Here is a 19,642-nt window from a genome sequence, read left to right as displayed (position 1 = left end):
TCAGTCCAGGGGCAGCGTCGCCCCTGCCTGCAGGCGCGGGTCCGGCAGGCCGGCTTTGCCGGCGTCGATGCGGCCCGCCAGCCTGCGGCCGAATGCCGGCAAGGCAAGCGCGGTGATCTCCAGGTCGTACCATCCCTGGCAACCGCCGTAGGCAAGATCCAGCGAGCCGTCCGCTTGCACGTGCGCCATGGCGCACCAGCCGTCGCCCATGCGCGACTCCACTTTTACCGCCTGCGGCGTTTCGCCGCGATTGACGAGACGCAGGCTCAGGCCGGTCGCCGCCGGCATCACTTGCGCCTCCAGCGTGCCGGCATCGCGCGCATCGCCGCGGAAGTGCCGGTGCAGGCCGTCGGGGCCCAGCAGCCACAAGTCATAGGCGCCATCGGCGTGCAGGCGCCAGCCGTCGTCCAGCCGCGCGCCTGCGCTCGCGGTATAGCGGCGCGGCGCGTGTTCCAGCGCGTGGCGGTCGTAGACATGCAGCACCGCGCCTGCGGCGCCGGGATTGCGCAGGGTCAGCCGGTAATGTCCGCCGTCGGCAGCCATGCGGCCTTGGACGTCCAGCGCGTACGGCAGGGCGCAAGCCTGGCGCAGGCCTTCGGCGTGCGCGCCGCGGGCGGCAGCGAAGTCGAAGGCCGAGGTCAGGTCGCCGGCGATCTCGCGCCGCCAGGCGCTGATATTGGGTTCCAGCACGCCAAATCGCGCTTCCAGGAAACGGATCACCGACGTGTGGTCGAACACCTGGGAATTGACCCAGCCGCCACGGCTCCAGGGCGAGACCACCAGCATCGGCACGCGCGGCCCCAGCCCGAACCCGCGCCCATGCAGTCCGGCAGGGTCGTCGGGCGTGGCGGCGCTGGGCCCATGGCGCGCGTCGTGGTATTCGCCGTCCAGCTCGACCGTGGAGAGGCCGCCCGATAGGCCGTCGGCCGCGCGGGCAGGCGGCGCAGGCGGCGGCATGTGGTCAAAGAAGCAGTCGTTCTCGTCGTAGGTGACGAAGAACACGCAGCGGCTCCAGACCTCGGGATTGCGGGTCAGGATGTCCAGCACGCGCTCCGTGTAGGCACCGCCCCTTGCCGGCGACGAGACCTCGGGGTGTTCGGAATCGGCCGTGGGCGCAATGATCCAGGACACCTGCGGCAGCGTGCCAGCGGCGACGTCGCGGGCCAACTGGTCCAGCGTGCACGTGGACAGGCCGCGGTCGCGCAGGGGCGCGTCGCCGGCCGCGCCCGCATGCTGCCGGCGGTACTGCTGGAAGCCGGCCAGCGGATTGTCGTGATAGTTGTCCGCCATGTCCTGGTAGATGCGCCAGTCCACGCCGGCGTCCTGCAGGCGTTCGGGATAGGTGGTCCAGGCATAGCCTTCGCTGGCGGGCCCCAGGCGGTCGAAGGTATTCACCAGGGCTGGGCCGCCCGCCAGGCCTTGCGGATCATTGGTGCCGGTCCAGAGGAACAGCCGGTTGGGATTGGTGCCGGCATGGATCGAACAATGATAGGCGTCGCACAGGGTGAAGGCGTTTGCCAGCGCGGTCTGGAACGGCACCTCCTCGCCACGGTAGGCGCCCATGCCCAGGCGGCTCTTGGCGGGCAGCCATTGGTCCATGCGGCCGTCGTTCCAGGCGCGCTGCGCGTCGTCCCAGGTGTGCGGCGTGATGTAGCCCACCTGTGCATCGCTGGCGTATTCGGCCTGCAGGGCATAGGGGCGGACCTGCGCCGCACCATCCGCCTGCGTCAGCACATTGCCCGTCAGCGTGGGGGCGGGATGCGGATCGGCGAAGCCGCGCACGCCGGGCAAGGTGCCGAAATAGTGGTCGAAAGAGCGGTTTTCCTGCATCAGGATCACCACGTGCTGCACGTCCTGCAGCGTGCCCGCGCGGCGGTCGGGCGCGATGCCGAGCGCGCGTTCGATGGGCGAGGAGGGGGACAGGCGCGATTCTTCTTTCATGACAGCGATGATACGGCCAGCAGTACTTGAATCTTAAGGCCGGCGCCAAGGCGGACGCTGGCGCCGGAAATGAACAGCCCCTCGCGGGCGAGGGGCTGCATCGGGTGGGCCGCCATCAGCTTGCGGCCGGAAAAGGCGCGGCCGGATCAGGCCGAGGGCGGAACGTAGCCCTGCGCTTCGACGGTGCCGTCTTCGAACAGGAAGCGCTCCATCTGTTCCTTCAGGTACTTGCGGGCGCGGGCGTCCGCAAGGTTCAGGCGGTTTTCATTGACCAGGCGCGTCTGGATGGCCTTCCATTCTTCCCAAGCTTCCTTGGAAATGCTCTGCCAGATCTTGGTGCCGAGTTCGCCGGGGTAGGGGGGGAAATCCAGCCCTTCGGCTTCACGCTTCAGTTTTACACAGTTGACGATACGGGCCATGGTTCGCTGCCGGAAGAAATGAGTAATCCTGCATTTTAACGGGCTTGGCGACCTGATGGCGCCAAGCCCCTGCGGACCCTGCGGGTAGCCCGGGTGTTACAGCTTCTTGATGAAGACCAGGCTGTTGCGCGAACGGTTGTAATTGTGCTGTTTTTCACGCGGCAGGTCGGCGATGCCGCCCTGCACGAAACCGCGCTTCATGAACCAGTGCGAGGTGCGCGTCGTCAGTACGAACAGGCGCTTGGCGCCGACGGCGCGCGCGCGCGATTCCATGTGGCGCAGCAGGATTTCGCCTTCGCCCGAACCCTGCCATTCCGGATGCACGATCAGGCAGGCCATTTCGGCCATCTGCTCTTCGGGGAAACTGTGCAGGGCCGCGCAGCCGTAGATGACGCCGTCGTGCTCCAGCACGGTGAAGTTTTCCACGTCGCGCTCGACCACGCTGCGCGGACGCGGCACCAGCGTGCCGTCGGCTTCCAGCGGTTCGATCAGGCTGAGGATGGCGCCGACGTCGTCGATCGTGGCGGCGCGCAGGTCGTCCAGCGTGTCTTCCACCACCATGGTGCCGACGCCGTCGTGGGTGAAGATTTCCAGCAGCACGCTGCCGTCCAGCGCGAACGGCAGCAGGTGGGCGCGGGCCACGCCGCGCTTGACCGCGAGCGAGGCGTACTGCAGGAAGGCGTGGGTCTCTTCGTCGAGTTCACCGCCCGCCAGCAGGGCGTCGGCGTCCACGCGGGCGAGTTCAGTGTCCAGCGTGCCGTCGTCGTTCAGCACGCCCTGCGAGCTGGACAGGAAGATGAGTTTTTCAGCGCGCAGCGCCACCGCGACGCTGGTGGCCAGGTCTTCCATGGCCAGGTTGAACGCGTCGCCGGTGGGCGAGAAGCCCAGCGGCGACAACAGCACCACGGACGAGCCCTTTTCGATGGCGAACTTGAGCGCGTCGATGTCGATCTTGCGCACCTGGCCGGTGTGCTTGTAGTCCACCCCGTCCAGCACGCCGGTCGGGCGGGCGGTGACGAAGTTGCCGGAGATGACACGGATATGGGCGTGCGACATGGGCGTGTTCGGCAGCCCCTGGCTGAAGGCGGCCTCGATGTCCAGGCGGATTTCGCCGGCGGCTTCCTTGGCGCATTCCAGCGCGGCGGCGTCGGTGGGCGACAGGCCGCGGTCGAATTGCTGGGTAAAGCCCTTCAGGCGCAGCTGCTCATTGACCTGCGGACGCGAGCCGTGCACCAGCACCAGGCGGATGCCCAGCGAGGACAGCAGCGACAAGTCCTGCACCAGCGCGTTCAGCGCGCCGGCCTGCACCAGTTCACCGCCGAAAGCCACCACGAACGTCTTGCCTCGGAACGCATGCACATAAGGCGCCACTTCTCGGAACCATCGGACGAATTGGGCGGGTGCGAATTCTGGGGCTTCAAGGGCGGAGACGGTGTCTGGTTCCAGGTCGGGCATGATGGGCGGAAGGATTCCTGAGAGTAAGCAAAAACGCGGCGCCGTGCCGCGCCATAGCGCCGTCGGACGACGGCGTGGCGAAATTATATGACCGTCGCGCCCCGGCGCAGGCGGAAAAGAGTGCCAATTTGGTGCCGGATTTGCCGGTTTGCGCCCGCGGCGCCAGCAGCGGGCTCGCGGAAATTTATAATGCCGGGCTAACCGGACTAATCGTACATGCCTGAATCCTCCAGCCCGCGTGCGCCCAAGGCCGCGGACGCGGCGGCTCCGGCGGCAGCGGCAGACGCGCAGAACGCGCGCCGCGCGCCGCGCCCCGAGCGGCCCATACCCGTGGTGAGCTACCCCGAAGACCTGCCCGTCAGCGCGCGGCGCCAGGAGATCGCGCGCGCCATCGCCAGCCACCAGGTGGTGATCGTCAGCGGCGAAACCGGGTCGGGCAAGACCACCCAGCTGCCCAAGATATGCCTGGAGCTGGGCCGCGGCCGCCAGAAGATGATCGGCCACACCCAGCCGCGCCGCCTGGCCGCGACGTCGGTGGCCAAGCGCATCGCCGAAGAGCTGAACACCCCCATGGGCGAGGTCGTGGGCTACCAGGTGCGTTTCAACGACCGCACCGGCCCCAACGCGTCCATCAAGCTGATGACGGACGGCATCCTGCTGGCCGAATCGCAGCGCGATCCGCTCTTGCGCCGCTACGACACCATCATCATCGACGAGGCGCACGAGCGCAGCCTGAACATCGATTTCCTGCTGGGCTACCTGAAGCAGCTGCTGCCCCGCCGCCCGGATCTGAAGATCATCATCACCTCGGCGACCATCGACGCCGAGCGCTTCGCCCGGCACTTCGGCGCTTCCGAGGACCGGCCCGCGCCCGTCATCGAGGTGTCCGGCCGCCTGTACCCCGTCGAGGTCCGCTACCTTCCCGTGCGCGAGGAGCTCCCGGAAGACGAGGCCGCCCCGGCCAAGCCCGGCCGGGACCGCGAACGGATGTCGGGCGACGAGGAGCGCGACCTGATCGACGCCATCGTGGACGCGGTGGACGAGTGCGCGCGCCACGGCCCGGGCGACGTGCTGGTGTTCCTGCCTGGCGAGCGCGAGATCCGCGAATCCGCCGAGGCGCTGCGCAAGCGCCATCCGGCCGGCACCGAAGTCTTGCCGCTGTACGCGCGCCTGTCGCAGGCCGAGCAGGAGCAGATCTTCCATCCGCGCACCAATGCGCGGCGCATCGTGCTGGCCACCAACGTGGCGGAAACCTCGCTGACCGTGCCGGGCATCCGCTTCGTGGTCGACAGCGGGCTGGCGCGCATCAAGCGCTATTCCTGGCGCAACAAGGTCGAGCAGCTGCGCATCGAGCCGATCAGCCGCGCTTCGGCCAACCAGCGCGCCGGCCGTTGCGGCCGGGTCGGGCCGGGCGTCTGCATCCGGCTCTACGACGAGCTGGACTTCAACAACCGGGCGCCGTTCACGGACCCGGAAGTCCTGCGCTCGTCGCTGGCCTCGGTCATCCTGCGGATGAAGTCCCTGAAGCTGGACGACATCGAGCAGTTCCCCTTCGTCGAGGCGCCGCCCGGGCGCGCGGTGGCCGACGGCTACCATCTGCTGCAGGAACTGGGCGCGATCGAACTGGCGTCGGCCTCGGACGACGACACGGACGCTTCCCGTACCGGCTCGTCCTTCGTGCTGACGCGCACGGGACATGAACTGGCCAAGCTGCCGGTGGACCCGCGCATCGGCCGCATGATCCTGGCCGCGCGCGAACATCAGTGCCTCGCCGAGATGCTGATCATCGCCTCGGCCCTGTCGGTGCAGGACGCGCGCGATCGCCCCATGCAGGAACGCGAGGCGGCTGAAGCCGCGCACGCCAAGTTCGCCGACGACAAGTCCGAGTTCATCTCCTTCCTGAAGCTGTGGCGCTGGTACGGCGAGCAGGTGCAGCACAAGGCCTCGCAGCGCAAGCTGGTGGCCCTGCTGCGCCAGAACTTCCTGTCGCCGATCCGGCTGCGCGAATGGCACGACGTGCACACGCAGCTGGCCGCGCTGGTGGGCGAGCAGGGCTGGCGCCTGAACCAGACCGAGGCCACCTACGAGCAGCTGCACATGGCGCTGCTGTCGGGCCTGTTGGGCAATATCGGCTTCAAGAGCGACGAAGGCGGTCATTACCAGGGCGCGCGCGAGATCCGCTTCCATATCCACCCCGGTTCGCGGCTGGTGAAGAAGGCGGGGCGCTGGATCGTGGCGGCCGAACTGGTCGAGACCACGCGGCTGTATGCGCGTTGCGTGGCGCGCATCGATCCGGTGTGGCTGGAAAAAGTCGGCGCGCACCTGATCCGCAAGAACTGGTCCGATCCGCGTTGGGAAAAGAAGGCCGGGCAGGTGGTGGCCAATGAACGGGCCACGCTTTACGGGCTGACCATCTACACCGGCCGGCGCATCCAGTACGGCCGGGTCAATCCGACCCAGGCGCGCGAGCTGTTCATCCGTCAGGCATTGGTGCCGGGCGAGATCGACACGCGGCTGGCGTTCGTGGCGCACAACCGCAAGCTGATCGCAGGCATCGAAAAGCTGGAACATCAGACCCGCCGCCCGGACATCCTGGTCGACGACGAGCTGATCCACGCCTTTTACGACAGGCAACTGCCGGCCGACATTTCGCAGACGGCGACGCTGGAAAAGTGGGTGTCGGGGCTGGACAAGGCTGCCGCCGCCAAGCTCCTGCTGACGCGCGACGAACTGATGCGCCACGAGGCCGCGGGCGTCACGACCGATGTCTTTCCCAAGAAGGTGGAATGGCAGGGCGTGTCGATGGCGCTGGATTACCACTTCGAACCCGGTTCGCCGCGTGACGGTGTGACCCTGTCGGTGCCGCTGTTCGCGCTCAACCAGATCGATCCGGCGCGCTGCGAATGGCTGGTGCCCGGGATGCTGAAGGAAAAGGTGCACCTGCTCCTGAAGTCGCTGCCGCAGAAGCTGCGCCGCCACTGCGTGCCGCTGCCGGACTATGCCGCAGGCTTCTACGACCGCTGGTTCGAGCGCCAGGCCGACCCGCAGCAGGGGTTGGTCGATGCCATCATCGCCGACATGTGGGACCAGGTGCAGATCCGCCCAGCCGCGGCGGACTTCAAGCTGGAGACCCTGCCGGCCCACCTGTTCATGAACTTCCGGGTGGTGGATGAGCACGGCCGCATGCTGGCGGCCGGACGCAACCTGGCGCAACTGCGCGCCGAGTTCGGCAAGCAGGCGCAGGCCACGTTCCAGCAGCTGGCGGCCAGCGACACCCAGGTGGCCCAGGCGCTGGCGCACGAGAACCTGACCTCCTGGTCCTTCGGCCCCTTGCCGGAGATCATGGAGATCAAGCGGCGCGGGCAGTCGGTGATCGGCTATCCGGCGCTGGTGGACCGCGGCGCGCATTGCGACCTGGACGTGTTCGACGATCCGGACGAAGCGCGCAAGCACCACCGCGCGGGCTTGCTCAGGCTGTTCCGGCTGGGCTTGCGCGAGCAGGTGAAGTTCCTGGAAAAGAACCTGGCGGACCTGACCAAGATCAGCATGCTCTACATGACGCTGGGGACGCAGGAAGAGCTGCGCGACCAGATCATCGATTGCGCGCTGGGGCAGGCTTGCCTGGCCGATCCCTGGCCGGTCAACGAGCAGCAGTTCGAGGCCCGGCGGGCCGAGGGCAAGGGCCGGCTGGGTCTTTTGGCGCAGGAAGTGGCGCGGCTGGCGGGGGCGGTGCTGACGGAATGGGCGGCAGTGCAGCGCAAGTTGCCGCAGGCCAAGCCGCATGCTGCGGCCTACGCGGACTTGCAGGCGCAGCTGGGGGCGTTGATGCCCAAATGGTTCATCCGCGATACGCCGTATGCGCAGCTTGCGCATTTTCCGCGGTATCTGAAGGCGGTTCTGGCTCGCATCGACAAGCTGCGGGCGGATCCGGCCAGGGATGCCAAGCTGGTGGCGGAGATGGCGCCTTTGCTGACGCAGTATCAGCGGGCGCGGTCGGCGCTGAAAGGGGCGCCGGATCCGCGGCTGGATGAGTTCCGGTGGCTGCTGGAGGAGCTGCGGGTGGCATTGTTTGCGCAGGAGTTGCGGACGCCGATGCCGGTTTCTGTGAAACGGTTGATGAAGAGCTGGGAGTCGCTTAAGCGTTGATTGCTTTTGTGGTTTTTTCGCGGGCGGTGGTTTTTTCGTAGGCCGCCCGTCGGCGCAGGCGGCGTGGCGGCTCGCGCCCACGATTGCGGTCCGGAGCGTTCGCTCCGGACTACCCCGTCGTCATCGTCGTCACCGCCTGCGGCGGTTCCTTCCGATTCCCTCGGGCGCGTCGAGGTTGCTCGCCGCCACGCCGCCCGCGCCGACGGGCTACAAGCGTCTTGGGGCGTCGCGATGTTGAAGCCGTGGCTGGGGAAGAGGTTTGCGGGGCCCGCCATTTTTGGCCGCCCGGGCGGCCAAAAATGGCATACGCGGTGTCTTGCGTTGTGGCGGTGGGCGCTTGCGCGATCTGGCTGACGGGGGGCGCCCGGATGTCCGGGCGCCTTGTCTTACAGGGCCAGGAAGCCCACGACCACCAGGGCGATCAGGCCGTACTTGGTGGCCTTGTAGACATTGCGGTTCCAGGCCTTGAAGGCCTTGCGCTTCTGGTCGATGACCCAGTGGGCGTGGGTCAGCTTGTTGATGGCGCCGGTCTGGTCGCCGCCGTCGTTGGGCGAGCTGGCGGCGGACATGACGACGCGGCCGAACCAGCGGTTGAAGGCTTCGGCCCAGCGCCACTTCAGCGGGCGCTCCACGTCGCAGAACAGGATGATGCGGTTCTGGTCGGTGTGGTTGTAGGCTTCGTGCACGTAGGTTTCGTCAAAAACCACGCTTTCGCCGTCGCGCCAGCTGTAGTGTTCGCCGTCGACGATGATGTGGCAGCCGTCGTCGTTCGGGGTGACCAGGCCCAGGTGGTAGCGCAGGGACCCGGCGAACGGGTCGCGGTGCGGGTTCAACTGGCCGCCCGGCGGCAGTTCGGCGAACATCGCGGCCTTGACCTTGGGCAGGGTCTTCAGGATGGCGACGGTCTTGGGGCAGAGTTCTTCGGCGGACGGGTGGCGCGCGTCGTACCACTTCAGGTAGAAACGCTTCCAGCCGTACTTGAAGAAGGAATTGAAGCCGATGTCGTTATGAGTGTCGGCGGCCTTGATGCGGCGCAGCTCGGCCATCTGTTGGGCTTCTTCGCGGATCGTTTCCCAGTTGTCGTCCAGCACCTTGAGTTCGGCGATTTCGCTGGTCGTCAGGTAGGGCGTGGTGGGAACCCGCGAGGTCAGCACCATGAAGGCGTTGACGGGGGCTAGCAGTACGGAATGGTCCAGCAATTGGCGGCCCAGCGGCAGCTTGACGCGGCCGCGGAAGTGCGCAAACAGGATGGCGCTCAGCCAGATCCCGGGAATTAGCCATTTCATAGGTGAATCTCGTGCGTAAATCTCATGTCAACAATGGAAGATGACGTGCAACGTGTATTGTTACACAGGCGCTTGCGTAGTCCTTTGCGCGAGCGCACAGGCCTCGGCTTGGACCGCATTGACTAGGTACAATTCCCTTTATGTCCGAAGAAGCCGTAACGACCCCGTCCCCATTTGTTCACCTGCGCGTACACTCCGAATTTTCGGTCGTGGACGGCATCGTGCGCATCCCCGACCTCATCAAGCGCGTGGCCAAGCTGGGCCAGCCCGCCGTCGCCTTGACGGATCTGTCGAACCTGTTCGGCCTGATCAAGTTCTACAAGGGCGCGCGCGGCGCCGGCATCAAACCGATTGCCGGCTGCGATGTCTGGCTGTCCAACGACGACGACCCCGCCAAGCCTTTCCGCTTGCTGCTGCTGGTGCGCAACCACCAGGGCTACCTCAATCTTTGCGAACTGCTGACTAAAGCCTTCCTGACGAACCAGGGCAAGGGCCGCGCCGAGATCCGCCGCGAATGGCTGCAGGGGCAGGAGGGCCTGATTGCCCTGTCGGGCGGGCGCGGCGGCGACGTGGGCCAGGCGCTGGACGCGGGCAATGCCGTGTCGGCGCTGGCGCTGGCGCGCCAGTGGGCGCACCTGTTCCCGGGCAGCTACTACATCGAGTTGCAGCGCGCCGGCATGGACGGCGACGAAGCCTACACCCAGGCCGCCATGCGCCTGGCGAGCGAGGCCGGCCTGCCGGTGGTGGCGACGCATCCGGTGCAATTCCTGGACGAATTCGAATTCCAGGCGCATGAGGCCCGCGTCTGCATCGCCGAAGGCGAAATCCTGGCCAACCCGCGCCGCGTGCGCCGGTTCAGCAAGGAGCAATACCTGCTTAGCTCCGAGGAAATGGCGCGGCGCTTCGCCGACGTGCCCTCGGCGCTGGCCAACACGGTGGAAATCGCCAAACGCTGCAACCTCAGCCTGGTGCTGGGCAAGCCGCGCCTGCCCAATTTCCCCACGCCGGACGGCGTGAGCCTGGACGACTACCTGGTCCAGCTGTCGGAAGAGGGCCTGGAAAAGCGCATGGCGTTCCTGTTCCCGGACGAGGCCGAACGCCAGTCCAAGCGCGAGCAGTACTACGAACGCCTGCGCTGGGAATGCAAGACCATCATCCAGATGGGCTTCCCCGGCTACTTCCTGATCGTGCAGGACTTCATCAACTGGGGTAAGAACAACGGCGTGCCGGTGGGTCCGGGCCGGGGTTCAGGCGCGGGCTCGCTGGTGGCCTATGCCCTGGGCATTACCGACCTGGATCCGATCCGCTACGACTTGCTGTTCGAGCGCTTCCTGAATCCCGAGCGGGTCTCCATGCCCGACTTCGATATCGACTTCTGCCAGGACAACCGCGAACGGGTCATCGACTACGTCAAGGAAAAGTACGGCCGAGCCGCCGTGAGCCAGATTGCGACCTTCGGCACGCTGGGCGCCAAGGCCGTGGTGCGCGACGCCGGCCGGGTGCTGGACATGCCGTACATGTTCTGCGACGGCCTGTCCAAGCTGATTCCGTTCAATCCGATGGATCCCTGGTCGCTCGAACGCACCCTGAAGGACGAGCCCGCCTTCAAGGACCGCTACGAGCAGGAAGAGGAAGTGCGCGCGCTGGTGGACCTGGCGCAGCCGCTGGAAGGCCTGACCCGCAACATCGGCATGCACGCCGGCGGCGTGCTCATCGCGCCGGGCAAGCTCACTGACTTCTGCCCGCTGTATTGCCAGCCCGGCCAGGAAAACAGCGCGGTTTCGCAGTTCGACAAGGACGACGTCGAGGCCGCCGGCCTGGTGAAGTTCGACTTCCTGGGCCTGCGCAACCTGACCATCCTGGATTGGGCCGTGCGCTACGTGCGCCAGTTCAACGAGGACAAGCGCGACTTCGACGTCATGGCCCTGGCGCTGGACGATCCGGCCGCCTACAAGATCCTGTGCGACGCCAACACGACCGCCGTGTTCCAGCTGGAATCGCGCGGCATGAAGGAACTGCTGAAGAAGCTGCGGCCCAACACCTTCGAAGACATCATCGCCATGCTGGCCCTGTATCGACCGGGGCCGCTGGAATCGGGCATGGTGGACGACTTCGTCAATCGCAAGCACGGCCGCGCCGCAGTGGATTATTTCCACGACGACCTGGAGAACACCCTCAAGAGCACCTACGGGGTCATCGTCTACCAGGAACAGGTGATGCTGATCTCGCAGATCATCGGCGGCTACTCGCTGGGCGGCGCCGACCTGCTGCGGCGCGCCATGGGCAAGAAAAAGCCCGAGGAAATGGCCAAGCACCGCGAATTGTTCGAGCAGGGCGCCAAGGAAAAGGGCCACGATCCGGACCTGGCGGTCAAGCTGTTCGACCTGATGGAGAAGTTCGCGGGCTACGGCTTCAACAAGTCGCACTCGGCTGCGTACGCGCTGATCTCGTACCAGACGGCCTGGCTCAAGGCATACCATCCGACCGAGTTCCTGGCCGCGACCATGTCCTCGGACATGGACGACACCGACAAGGTCCAGATCTTCTGCCGCGACGCCCAGGACAACGGCGTCGAAGTGCTGCCGCCTGACGTCAATTTCTCGGGCTACCGCTTCGAGCCGGTCGCCGACAAGCACACTGAAAAAGGCAGGCCGCCGCGCACCATGCGCTATGGCCTGGGCGCCGTCAAAGGCACGGGGCAGGGCGCGGTCGAGGAAATCCTGCGCGCGCGCAAGGAAGCCGGCCCGTTCCAGAACCTGTTCGACTTCTGCCGCCGCGTCAATAAGCACGCCGTCAACCGGCGCACCATCGAAGCCCTGATCAAGGCCGGCGCCTTCGATACCATCGAGCCCAACCGGGCCGCGATGCTGGCTTCGGTGCCCACCGCCATGGAAGCCGCCGAGCAGGCGGCCCGCAGCGCCAACCAGGCCTCGCTCTTCGGCGACGACAGCGGCGACGTAGTGGCGGGCGAACTGGCCAAGGTCGCACCCTGGGACCTGCACAAGAAGCTGACGGAAGAAAAGTCCGCGCTGGGCTATTACTACAGCGGCCACCTGTTCGACGCTTGGCGCGACGAAGTGCGTCGCATCGTGCCGATGCAGCTGGTGCGGGTCGAGCCGCAGCGCGACCTGCAATGGATGTGCGGCGTGCTGGCCAGCGTGCGCGTCATGATGACCCGCCGCGGCAAGATGGTTTTCGCGGTGCTGGACGACGGCACCGCGCAGGTGGAAATCTCGGTCTTCAACGAGCTCTACGAAAAGCACCGCAACCGCCTGCGCGAGGACCAGCTCGTCATCGTCCAGGGCAAGGTCAGCAATGACGACTACTCCGGCGGCATGCGCATCGTCGCGGAACAGCTCTACGACCTGCAGCTGGCGCGCGAAGCCCGGGCCAAGTCCCTGCGCGTCAAGCTCAATGGCAGCGCCGACGCGGCGCGCCTGAGGCAGATGCTGAATCCGTTCCGGGCCGAACCCGAAAACGGCATTCCCGGCGTGCCGGTCGATATCGTCTATACCAAGAATAATTTCCTGTGCACGGTCCGCCTGGGCGAGGAGTGGCGCGTCCGCATGGCCGACACGCTGCTCGCCAACCTGAATGAATGGACCAAGCCGGATGGCGTGGAGGTCACCTATTGATGCCGATGCGTATCGTTCACTCGGAAGCCGCAACCAGCTTTGGCGGCCAGGAAGGCCGGATTTTCAAGGAGATGACCGCCATGCGCGCGCGCGGCCATCACGTGGAAGCCATCTGCCAACCCAAGGCGCTCTTGGCTGAACGCCTGTCGGATGCCGGTTTTCCCGTGCACACCCTGGAAATGGATGGCGCGGTGAATTACCTGAAGGGCATCGCCACCATCCGTGGCATCCTGCGCGAAGGACGCTTCGACGTGCTCAATACCCACAGCCGGCGCGACATGGTCATCGCGGCCGCCGCCGGCCGTCTGGCGGGGACGCCGCTCATCGTGCGGACCCGGCACCTGTCCAACAAGGTGGGGTCGCTATGGTCCTACACCTGTCTGCCGCACAGGGTCACGACGGTCAGTGATCATGTGCGCCAACACCTCATCGACCGCGGCGTGCCTGCTGGCAAGGTAGCCACCGTCTATTCCCCCATCGTGCTGCCGCCGCCCGTGGAACGCTCCACGTTGCGCGAAGAACTCGGCCTGGCCGATGACGACATCGTGGTCGGCTGCGTGGCCGTCATGCGCGCCACCAAGGGCCACAAGGACCTGATCGACGCGATCGCGCCGCTGATGGCCAGCCGGCCCAAGCTGCACCTGGTGTTCGTCGGCGGCGGTTCGCCGGTGTTCGAGCAGACCCAGGCCTATGTGGCCGAACTGGGCCTGCAGGACCGCATCCATCTGATGGGCATGCGGCGCGACGTGCCCAACCTGCTGGCCGGCTTCGATCTCTTCGCGCTGGCCACGCAGCAGGAAGCGTCCGGCACCGTCTACGTCGAGGCGCAGGCCAGCGGCCTGCCCGTCATCGGCACGGACGTGGGCGGCGTGTCGGAAATGTTCCGCGACGGCGAAACCGGCATCCTGGTGCCGCCCAAGAACCCCGAGGCGCTCACCGCCGCCCTGGTGCGCCTGATTGACGACGCCGGTTTGCGGCGGAGCATGGGCGAGGCCGGCCGCAAGATGGTCTGGGACGAGGGCGTGTTCTCGCCCGCCCGCCTGGCGGAAACCACCGAAGCCGTCTATGCCAAATGGCTGGCGGAGCGCGCGGGATGAATGCACCCAACGTTCCGGTGCTGATGTATCACCACGTCACGCCGGCCGGCGGCATGATCGCCGCCACGCCCGATGTGTTCGAGGCGCAGATCTCGCGCCTGGCCCGCGCCGGCTACCAGTCCTTGTCGGCCGATCAGTTCGCGGCCTACCTCGCCGGCGCCGCCGCGCCCGAACGCTCGGTGCTGATCACCTTCGACGACGGCTACCTGAACAACTGGGTGCATGCGCACCCGGTGCTGGCGCGCCACGGCATGCGCGCGGTGCTGTTCACGATCACCGGCTGGATCGGCGACGGGCCGGTGCGCCCGCATGCGGGCCAGGGCGTCCCCTTGCCCGCCACGCCCGACCACGACGCTTGCAAGCAACTGGTGGCGGCAGGCCGGACCGACGAAGCTATGTTGCGCTGGAGCGAGATCGAGGCCATGCAGGCGGCAGGCACGTTCGAATTCCATTCCCACACGCATACCCATACCCGCTGGGACAAGGTCTGCGGCACGGATGTCGACGCCAAGCGCGCCCGCATCGCCCAGGAATTGCAGGATTCCCGCGAGACGCTGACAAGCCGCCTCGGCTCGGTCAGCGACCACCTCTGCTGGCCGCAAGGCTATTTCGACGCGGACTACGTGGCCGCGGCGCGGGCCGCCGGGTTCCGGCACTTGTACACTACCGACCCTTTCGGCCAGAACACCCCCGGCGCGGACCCCGAACACATCTATCGTTTCGCGGTGCGCAACCAGGGCGGCTCCTGGCTGAACCGGCGCATCTGGCTGTCGCGCGATCCCTTCTGGGGGCCGCGCTTTCATGCCTGGAAAGCCTGGAAAAAGCGTCTCAGGAATCGCGGATGAAGCTATCTGTCATCATCATCACCAAGAACGAGGCGGCCAACATCGCCGCCTGCCTCAAGTCCGTGGCGTTCGCCGATGAATTCATCGTGGTGGACTCGGGCAGCACCGACGGCACCGTCGAAGTCGCGCGCGCCCTGGGCGCGAGGGTGGAAGTCACCCCGGACTGGCCCGGCTTCGGGCCGCAGAAGAACCGCGCGCTGGATCTGGCCACGGGCGACTGGGTGCTGTCCATTGACGCCGACGAGCGCGTCACGCCGGAACTGGCCCAGGAAATCCAGGAAGCGCTGCGCGCGCCGCGCGCCGACGCCTACGAGATCGCGCGCCTGTCGAATTTCTGCGGCCGCGACATCCGCCACAGCGGCTGGTGGCCCGATTACGTGCTGCGCCTGTTCAAGCGCGGCACGGCGCGGTTCAACGACGTGGCCGTGCATGAACGCGTGGTGCCGGCCAACGGCAAGCCGCTGCAGATGCGCGGGTATTTCCACCACTATCCCTACGACAACCTGGATGCGCTGATCACCAAGGTCAACCGCTATTCGTCCGATGCCGCCGCCATGATGTACGCCAAGGGCCGGCGCACCTCGGTCTTCGGCGCGCTGGGCCATGGCTTCTGGACCTTTGTGCGGATCTACCTGATCCGGCGCGGCTTCCTGGACGGCAAGCACGGCCTGGTGCTGGCCGTCGTCGCCTCGGCCGGCAGCTTCTTCCGCTATTCGAAGCTGATGTTCCTGGCCGAGAAGAAGAAGTGAAGATCCTCTACACCAACTTCCACGGCGGTAACGGCGGCGGACACGTCACCTACATCATCAATCTGGCCAAGGCCCTGTCCAAGGACCACCAGATCACGATCGCGGCGCCGGCCACCAGCCGCCTGTACCGCTACGCCAAGGCGATTCCGGGCGTGACGGTGGAGGACATGCAATACACCACGCGGCCTTCGTCCTGGTTCAAGGACCGCGCGCAGTTGCGCCGGCTGATCAAGGCCGGCGGTTTCGACATCATCCACGCCAACGGCTCGGCCGACCACAAGCAGGTCATGCTGGCCACGCTGGGCATGCGCCGCCGCCCGCGCATCGTCTTCACCAAGCACAACGACCATCCGCTGGCGAGCCTCGGCCACAAGTTGCGGGTGGCGCTGGCCACCGACCATGCCATCGCGGTCAGCGACTACGTCCATGGCCTGATGCAGCAATCGCCGTATGGCCAGCGTCCCATCACCACCATCCGCCACGGCATCGACACCAATTTCTTCGCGCCGCCGCCGCCGGAAAGCCTGGACAAGCTGCGCGCCATCTTCTTCGGGCCCGACTGGCAGGGCAAGCTGCTGCTGGGCAGCGCGGGAGGCACCGACTACGACAAGGGCTGGCTGGACCTGGTGGCAGCGGTCGCCGCCTTGCCGCCCGAGGACCGCTCGCGCGTGCTGCTGATGGTGGCGGGCGATCCGCCCAACGAAGCCAAGCTTGCCCGGGTGCGCGAGTTGGGCATGATCGACCAGGTCCGTTTCCCCGGCTTGCTGGATGACGTGCGGGCGGCGCTGGCGTCCTGCCATGCGGGTTTCGTGCTGTCCTACCGCGAAGCCCTGTCGTTCGCCTGCCGCGAGATCATGGGTTTGGGATTGCCCGCCCTGGTCAGCGACGCGGGCGGACTGCCCGAGAACGTCACCGATGGCGTCGACGGCTGGATCGTGCCCGCGCGCGACGTGCCCGCCATCACGGCCAAGGTGCGTTTCATGCTGGACCATCCCGATGCCGTGCGCGCCATGGGCGCCCAGGCACGGGAAACCAGCCTGCGGGACTTCAATCTGGAACGTTTCGCCGCCGCCACACTGGACGTATACCGACGCGCGCTGGGATAAGGCCGGGCTTTATAATCTGTCCCTATGTCTATCCCCATACTCATGTACCACCAGATCGGCGAGCCCAATCCCAAGGGCACGCCGTTTCGCGGGCTGACGGTGCACCCCGACAGCTTTGCCCGGCAGATGCGCTGGATGCGCAGGCTGGGCTATCGCGGCCTGTCCATGCGCGACGTCATGCCCTATGTCCGTGGCGAACGCCAGGGCAAGGTATTCGGCATTACGTTCGACGACGGCTATCGCAACGTGCACCACAACGCCATGCCGGTGCTGAACGAACTGGGTTTTACCGCCACCAACTATTTCGTGGCGCACCAGTTCGATGGCGGCAATGTGTGGGATCTGGAAAAGGGTATTCCGTTTTCGGCGTTGATGACCGTGAACGAAATGCGGGAATGGGCGCAGGCCGGCCACGAAGTCGGCTCGCACACGCTGGACCATGTGCACCTGCCCCAGATGTCGCCCGACGAGGCCCGCCGCCAGATCGTCCAGTCCAAGGACGAGCTGGAGCAGGCGCTGGGGGCGCCGGTCACTGCCTTCTGCTATCCGTATGGCGACCACGGTCCCGAACACCGGGTTATGGCGCGCGAGGCTGGCTACGACAACGCCACGCTGATTCAGCGCGGTCTGGCGTCGGCCTCTGACGACCCCTATGGGCTTCCCCGGGTCACTGTGTCGCGCTCCACCCACATGATTCGCTTCCTGCAGAAGTGCCTGACCCGGTATGAAGACTCCCGCCGGCGCGGTTGAACGGCGGCTGCGCATCGCGCTGCTGGTCGACCGCTTCGGCAATCGCTTTGGCGGCGCCGAAGCCTATGGCGTGGAACTGATGCGGGTGCTCGGACAGCGCCATGACGTATCCATCGTGGCGCGCGACTTCGACAGCGACCTGCCGTTTCCCTTCCTGCCCGTGCGTTTTCCTGGCTGGCTGCCCAGCTGGATGCGCGTGCTGTACTTCGCCTGGCGCGCCGACCGGCTGACCCGCGGCCGCTATGACATCGTGCATTCCCACATGAATGGCTGGGCCGGCGAAATCCAGGTCATGCACGTGACGCCGGTGCGCTACAACCGGCTGACCCGCGTCAAGCCGTTGCAGCGCCTGACCGCTTGGCTCTCCCCACGGCTGGCCACCTATCTGCTGCTGGAAAAGCTGCGCGTGCGCCAGGCGCCCGCAAGGCGCGTGGTGGCGGTGTCAGGACTGATCATGGACCAGCTGCACCGCAGCTACGGTCCGCAGCTGCCGGTGGACATCATCGCGCCCGGGGTCAAGCTGCCGACCGCGGCGCAAATGGAAGGCCGCGAGGCCACCCGAGCCAGCCTGGGCTGGGGCGCGGATACCATTGGCTGTCTGCTGGTCGCCCGCAATCCCTTGCGCAAGGGATTGCCGGCGCTATTGGACGCGCTGGCGCAACTGCCGCCGCAGTACCGGCTGCTGGTCGTGGGCGCGGACGAACCTACCCGCGAACGTGTGCGCGCGGCAGGCGCCATCGCCAGCCGCGTCACCCTGATCGATCCCACGCCCGACGTCGCCCGCTACTTCAGCGCCGCCGACATCTACGCGCATCCGACGCTGAACGACAGCTACGGCATGGCGCCGCTGGAAGCCATGTCGCACGGACTGCCGGTCGTGGTGAGTTCGCCCGCTTACTGCGGCTTCGCGCAGTACCTCTCGGCGGGCAAGGACGCGCTCATCCTGCAGGATCCGCGCGACGGCGCCCAACTGGCGCAGGCGCTGGAACGGCTGGGCTCCGAACCCGTGTTGCGGGCGGCACTGGCCGAACGCGGCCTTGAGATCGCGCGCGAGCAAAGCTGGGAAACGGTGGCGGCGCGCTATGAGGCGCTGTACCGCCAGGTGCTGCAAGAGCGCAGCTGAGAGCTGGGTCGAGCTGGCGCGTGGCCCGGTTCAATGGCCGGGCGCCGTCGCCTGTTCGAGTTCACCCAGCCAGTGGATCGCGTGGTCGCGGTCGGCGCCGCACATCTCGGCCTGAGGCTGCAGCCCGCCGCAGAAATCCGGGCGCGACGGCTGGCCGAAAATCGCGCAGCGCATGTCAGGCAGCAGCTGGATACAGGGTACGCCAGCGGGTTTGCCCTGCGGCATGCCGGGTATAGGCCGGGTGATTGACGGCGCGATGCAACAGGCGCCGCAGCCGGGCCGGCATTCCAGCGCGGCGGGCGCCTGCGGATTCAGACCCATCCGCGCAGCCAATAGATGAACAGGCCGGCGTATTCCTTGAGGATGGAACGGCTGGCGTCATAGGCTCGCTGATTGGGGATCCACAGGGGCACGGAGCCGTCGGCGGGCTCCACGATCTGCGGTGGCGCCGGGGCGGCTATCGCCTCCACGCCCTGCTTGGAAAAGGCCGCCATCGCGCGCGGCATATGCAACGCGGAAGTCACCAGCAGCACCTTGCCGATGCCGCGCGCCTTGAGTTGATCCTCGGTCAAGGCCGCGTTCTCATACGTGGTGCGGCTGGAGTTTTCCAGGATGAGCGCCGTGTCCGGCACGCCCTGCTGCCGGATGGCGTGCGCCATGCCGCGGGCTTCGCTGACGTCGCCTTCCAGCGCGCCGCCCGACAGCAGCACCTTGGGAGCGCGTCCGGCCAGATAAAGCTGCGCCGCCGTGTCGATCCGGACCACGGCGGTTTCCTTGTCATACGGCAGGAACCAGTTGGCGCGCCCGTTGGCGGTGTTGCCGCCCAGCACCACGATGGCGTCGGCGGTTGGGGATTCCGCTGGCGGCAGATGCGGATAACGGTGTTCCAACGCGCCGCCGGCCCAGATCGACGTCGCGGGTAGAGACCAGGCCAGCGACCACAAAAGACCGGCGACGATGAGCGAACCGCCGGTCTTGCGGAACCGGAACAGACCCAACACCAGTCCGATGGCTACCAGGGTCAGGCTCAAGTTGTAAGGAATGATCAGATTTGTGAGATAGCTGGACAAGGGCATCTTGAAAAAAATCC

14 protein-coding genes are annotated in these 19,642 nt (G+C 66.6%); 8 read left to right on the top strand and 6 right to left on the bottom strand.

All coding sequences use genetic code 11. The features are described from left to right. From HV766_RS18635 to argA, 3 genes are all read right to left on the bottom strand, one after another. Positions 1 to 1,941, bottom strand: a complete 1,941-nt coding sequence (locus HV766_RS18635) for a phosphocholine-specific phospholipase C (RefSeq protein WP_175181677.1) — start codon at positions 1,939 to 1,941, stop codon at positions 1 to 3. 146 nt (positions 1,942 to 2,087) lie between these two features. After that, the gene (locus tag HV766_RS18630) at positions 2,088 to 2,360 is read right to left on the bottom strand and encodes an oxidative damage protection protein (protein WP_054451169.1); all 273 of its coding nucleotides are present in this window, start codon (positions 2,358 to 2,360) and stop codon (positions 2,088 to 2,090) included. Positions 2,361 to 2,456: 96 nt separating this feature from the next. Next, the gene (gene argA / locus HV766_RS18625) at positions 2,457 to 3,815 is read right to left on the bottom strand and encodes an amino-acid N-acetyltransferase (RefSeq protein WP_054451170.1); all 1,359 of its coding nucleotides are present in this window, start codon (positions 3,813 to 3,815) and stop codon (positions 2,457 to 2,459) included. A 216-nt stretch (positions 3,816 to 4,031) separates the two neighbouring features. Between argA and hrpA the strand changes: the two genes are divergently transcribed. Then, positions 4,032 to 7,961, top strand: coding sequence for an ATP-dependent RNA helicase HrpA (gene hrpA / locus HV766_RS18620; protein WP_175181676.1), 3,930 nt, complete (start codon positions 4,032 to 4,034; stop codon positions 7,959 to 7,961). A gap of 386 nt (positions 7,962 to 8,347) precedes the next feature. Here the strand turns inward: hrpA and lpxO are convergent, their stop codons facing one another. Then, positions 8,348 to 9,247, bottom strand: a complete 900-nt coding sequence (gene lpxO / locus HV766_RS18615; protein ID WP_054451172.1) for a lipid A hydroxylase LpxO — start codon at positions 9,245 to 9,247, stop codon at positions 8,348 to 8,350. A gap of 140 nt (positions 9,248 to 9,387) precedes the next feature. Here lpxO and dnaE point away from each other — a divergent pair, with 140 nt between their 5' ends. Genes dnaE through HV766_RS18580 form a run of 7 tightly spaced genes read left to right on the top strand, consistent with a single transcriptional unit; the run spans position 9,388 to position 18,552 of the window. Next, on the top strand, positions 9,388 to 12,882 hold the full coding sequence (gene dnaE / locus HV766_RS18610) for a DNA polymerase III subunit alpha (RefSeq protein WP_054451173.1): 3,495 nt from the start codon (positions 9,388 to 9,390) through the stop codon (positions 12,880 to 12,882). After that, entirely contained in the window at positions 12,879 to 13,979 is a 1,101-nt protein-coding gene (locus HV766_RS18605; protein ID WP_175181675.1) for a glycosyltransferase family 4 protein, read from the top strand. Before dnaE ends, HV766_RS18605 begins: the two co-directional genes overlap by 4 nt. Further along, complete coding sequence (locus tag HV766_RS18600) at positions 13,976 to 14,824, top strand: polysaccharide deacetylase family protein (protein ID WP_175181674.1); 849 nt, start codon at positions 13,976 to 13,978, stop codon at positions 14,822 to 14,824. Before HV766_RS18605 ends, HV766_RS18600 begins: the two co-directional genes overlap by 4 nt. Beyond that, positions 14,821 to 15,573: a glycosyltransferase family 2 protein gene (locus HV766_RS18595; RefSeq protein WP_054451176.1), complete on the top strand. Its 753-nt coding sequence runs from the start codon at positions 14,821 to 14,823 to the stop codon at positions 15,571 to 15,573. The genes HV766_RS18600 and HV766_RS18595 overlap by 4 nt, the downstream gene beginning before the upstream one ends. Continuing rightward, complete coding sequence (locus tag HV766_RS18590) at positions 15,570 to 16,679, top strand: glycosyltransferase (RefSeq protein ID WP_175181673.1); 1,110 nt, start codon at positions 15,570 to 15,572, stop codon at positions 16,677 to 16,679. Before HV766_RS18595 ends, HV766_RS18590 begins: the two co-directional genes overlap by 4 nt. 24 nt (positions 16,680 to 16,703) lie before the next feature. Beyond that, complete coding sequence (locus tag HV766_RS18585; RefSeq protein ID WP_175181672.1) at positions 16,704 to 17,429, top strand: polysaccharide deacetylase family protein; 726 nt, start codon at positions 16,704 to 16,706, stop codon at positions 17,427 to 17,429. Next, a complete protein-coding gene (locus HV766_RS18580; RefSeq protein ID WP_054451179.1) occupies positions 17,404 to 18,552 on the top strand; it encodes a glycosyltransferase family 4 protein in 1,149 nt (382 codons plus the stop codon). Before HV766_RS18585 ends, HV766_RS18580 begins: the two co-directional genes overlap by 26 nt. 30 nt (positions 18,553 to 18,582) lie before the next feature. On the opposite strand, the gene HV766_RS18575 is transcribed toward HV766_RS18580, so the two are convergent. Next, a complete protein-coding gene (locus HV766_RS18575; RefSeq protein ID WP_119449143.1) occupies positions 18,583 to 18,873 on the bottom strand; it encodes a YkgJ family cysteine cluster protein in 291 nt (96 codons plus the stop codon). Then, entirely contained in the window at positions 18,864 to 19,628 is a 765-nt protein-coding gene (locus HV766_RS18570; RefSeq protein WP_054451181.1) for a YdcF family protein, read from the bottom strand. The genes HV766_RS18575 and HV766_RS18570 overlap by 10 nt, the downstream gene beginning before the upstream one ends. Between the last annotated feature and the right edge of the window lie 14 nt (positions 19,629 to 19,642).

The organism is Achromobacter aegrifaciens, from assembly GCF_902859735.1.
Classification (GTDB): domain Bacteria; phylum Pseudomonadota; class Gammaproteobacteria; order Burkholderiales; family Burkholderiaceae_B; genus Achromobacter; species Achromobacter aegrifaciens.
Note: the sequence above shows the minus strand (reverse complement) of the source record. Positions and strands in the feature narration are given on the sequence as shown.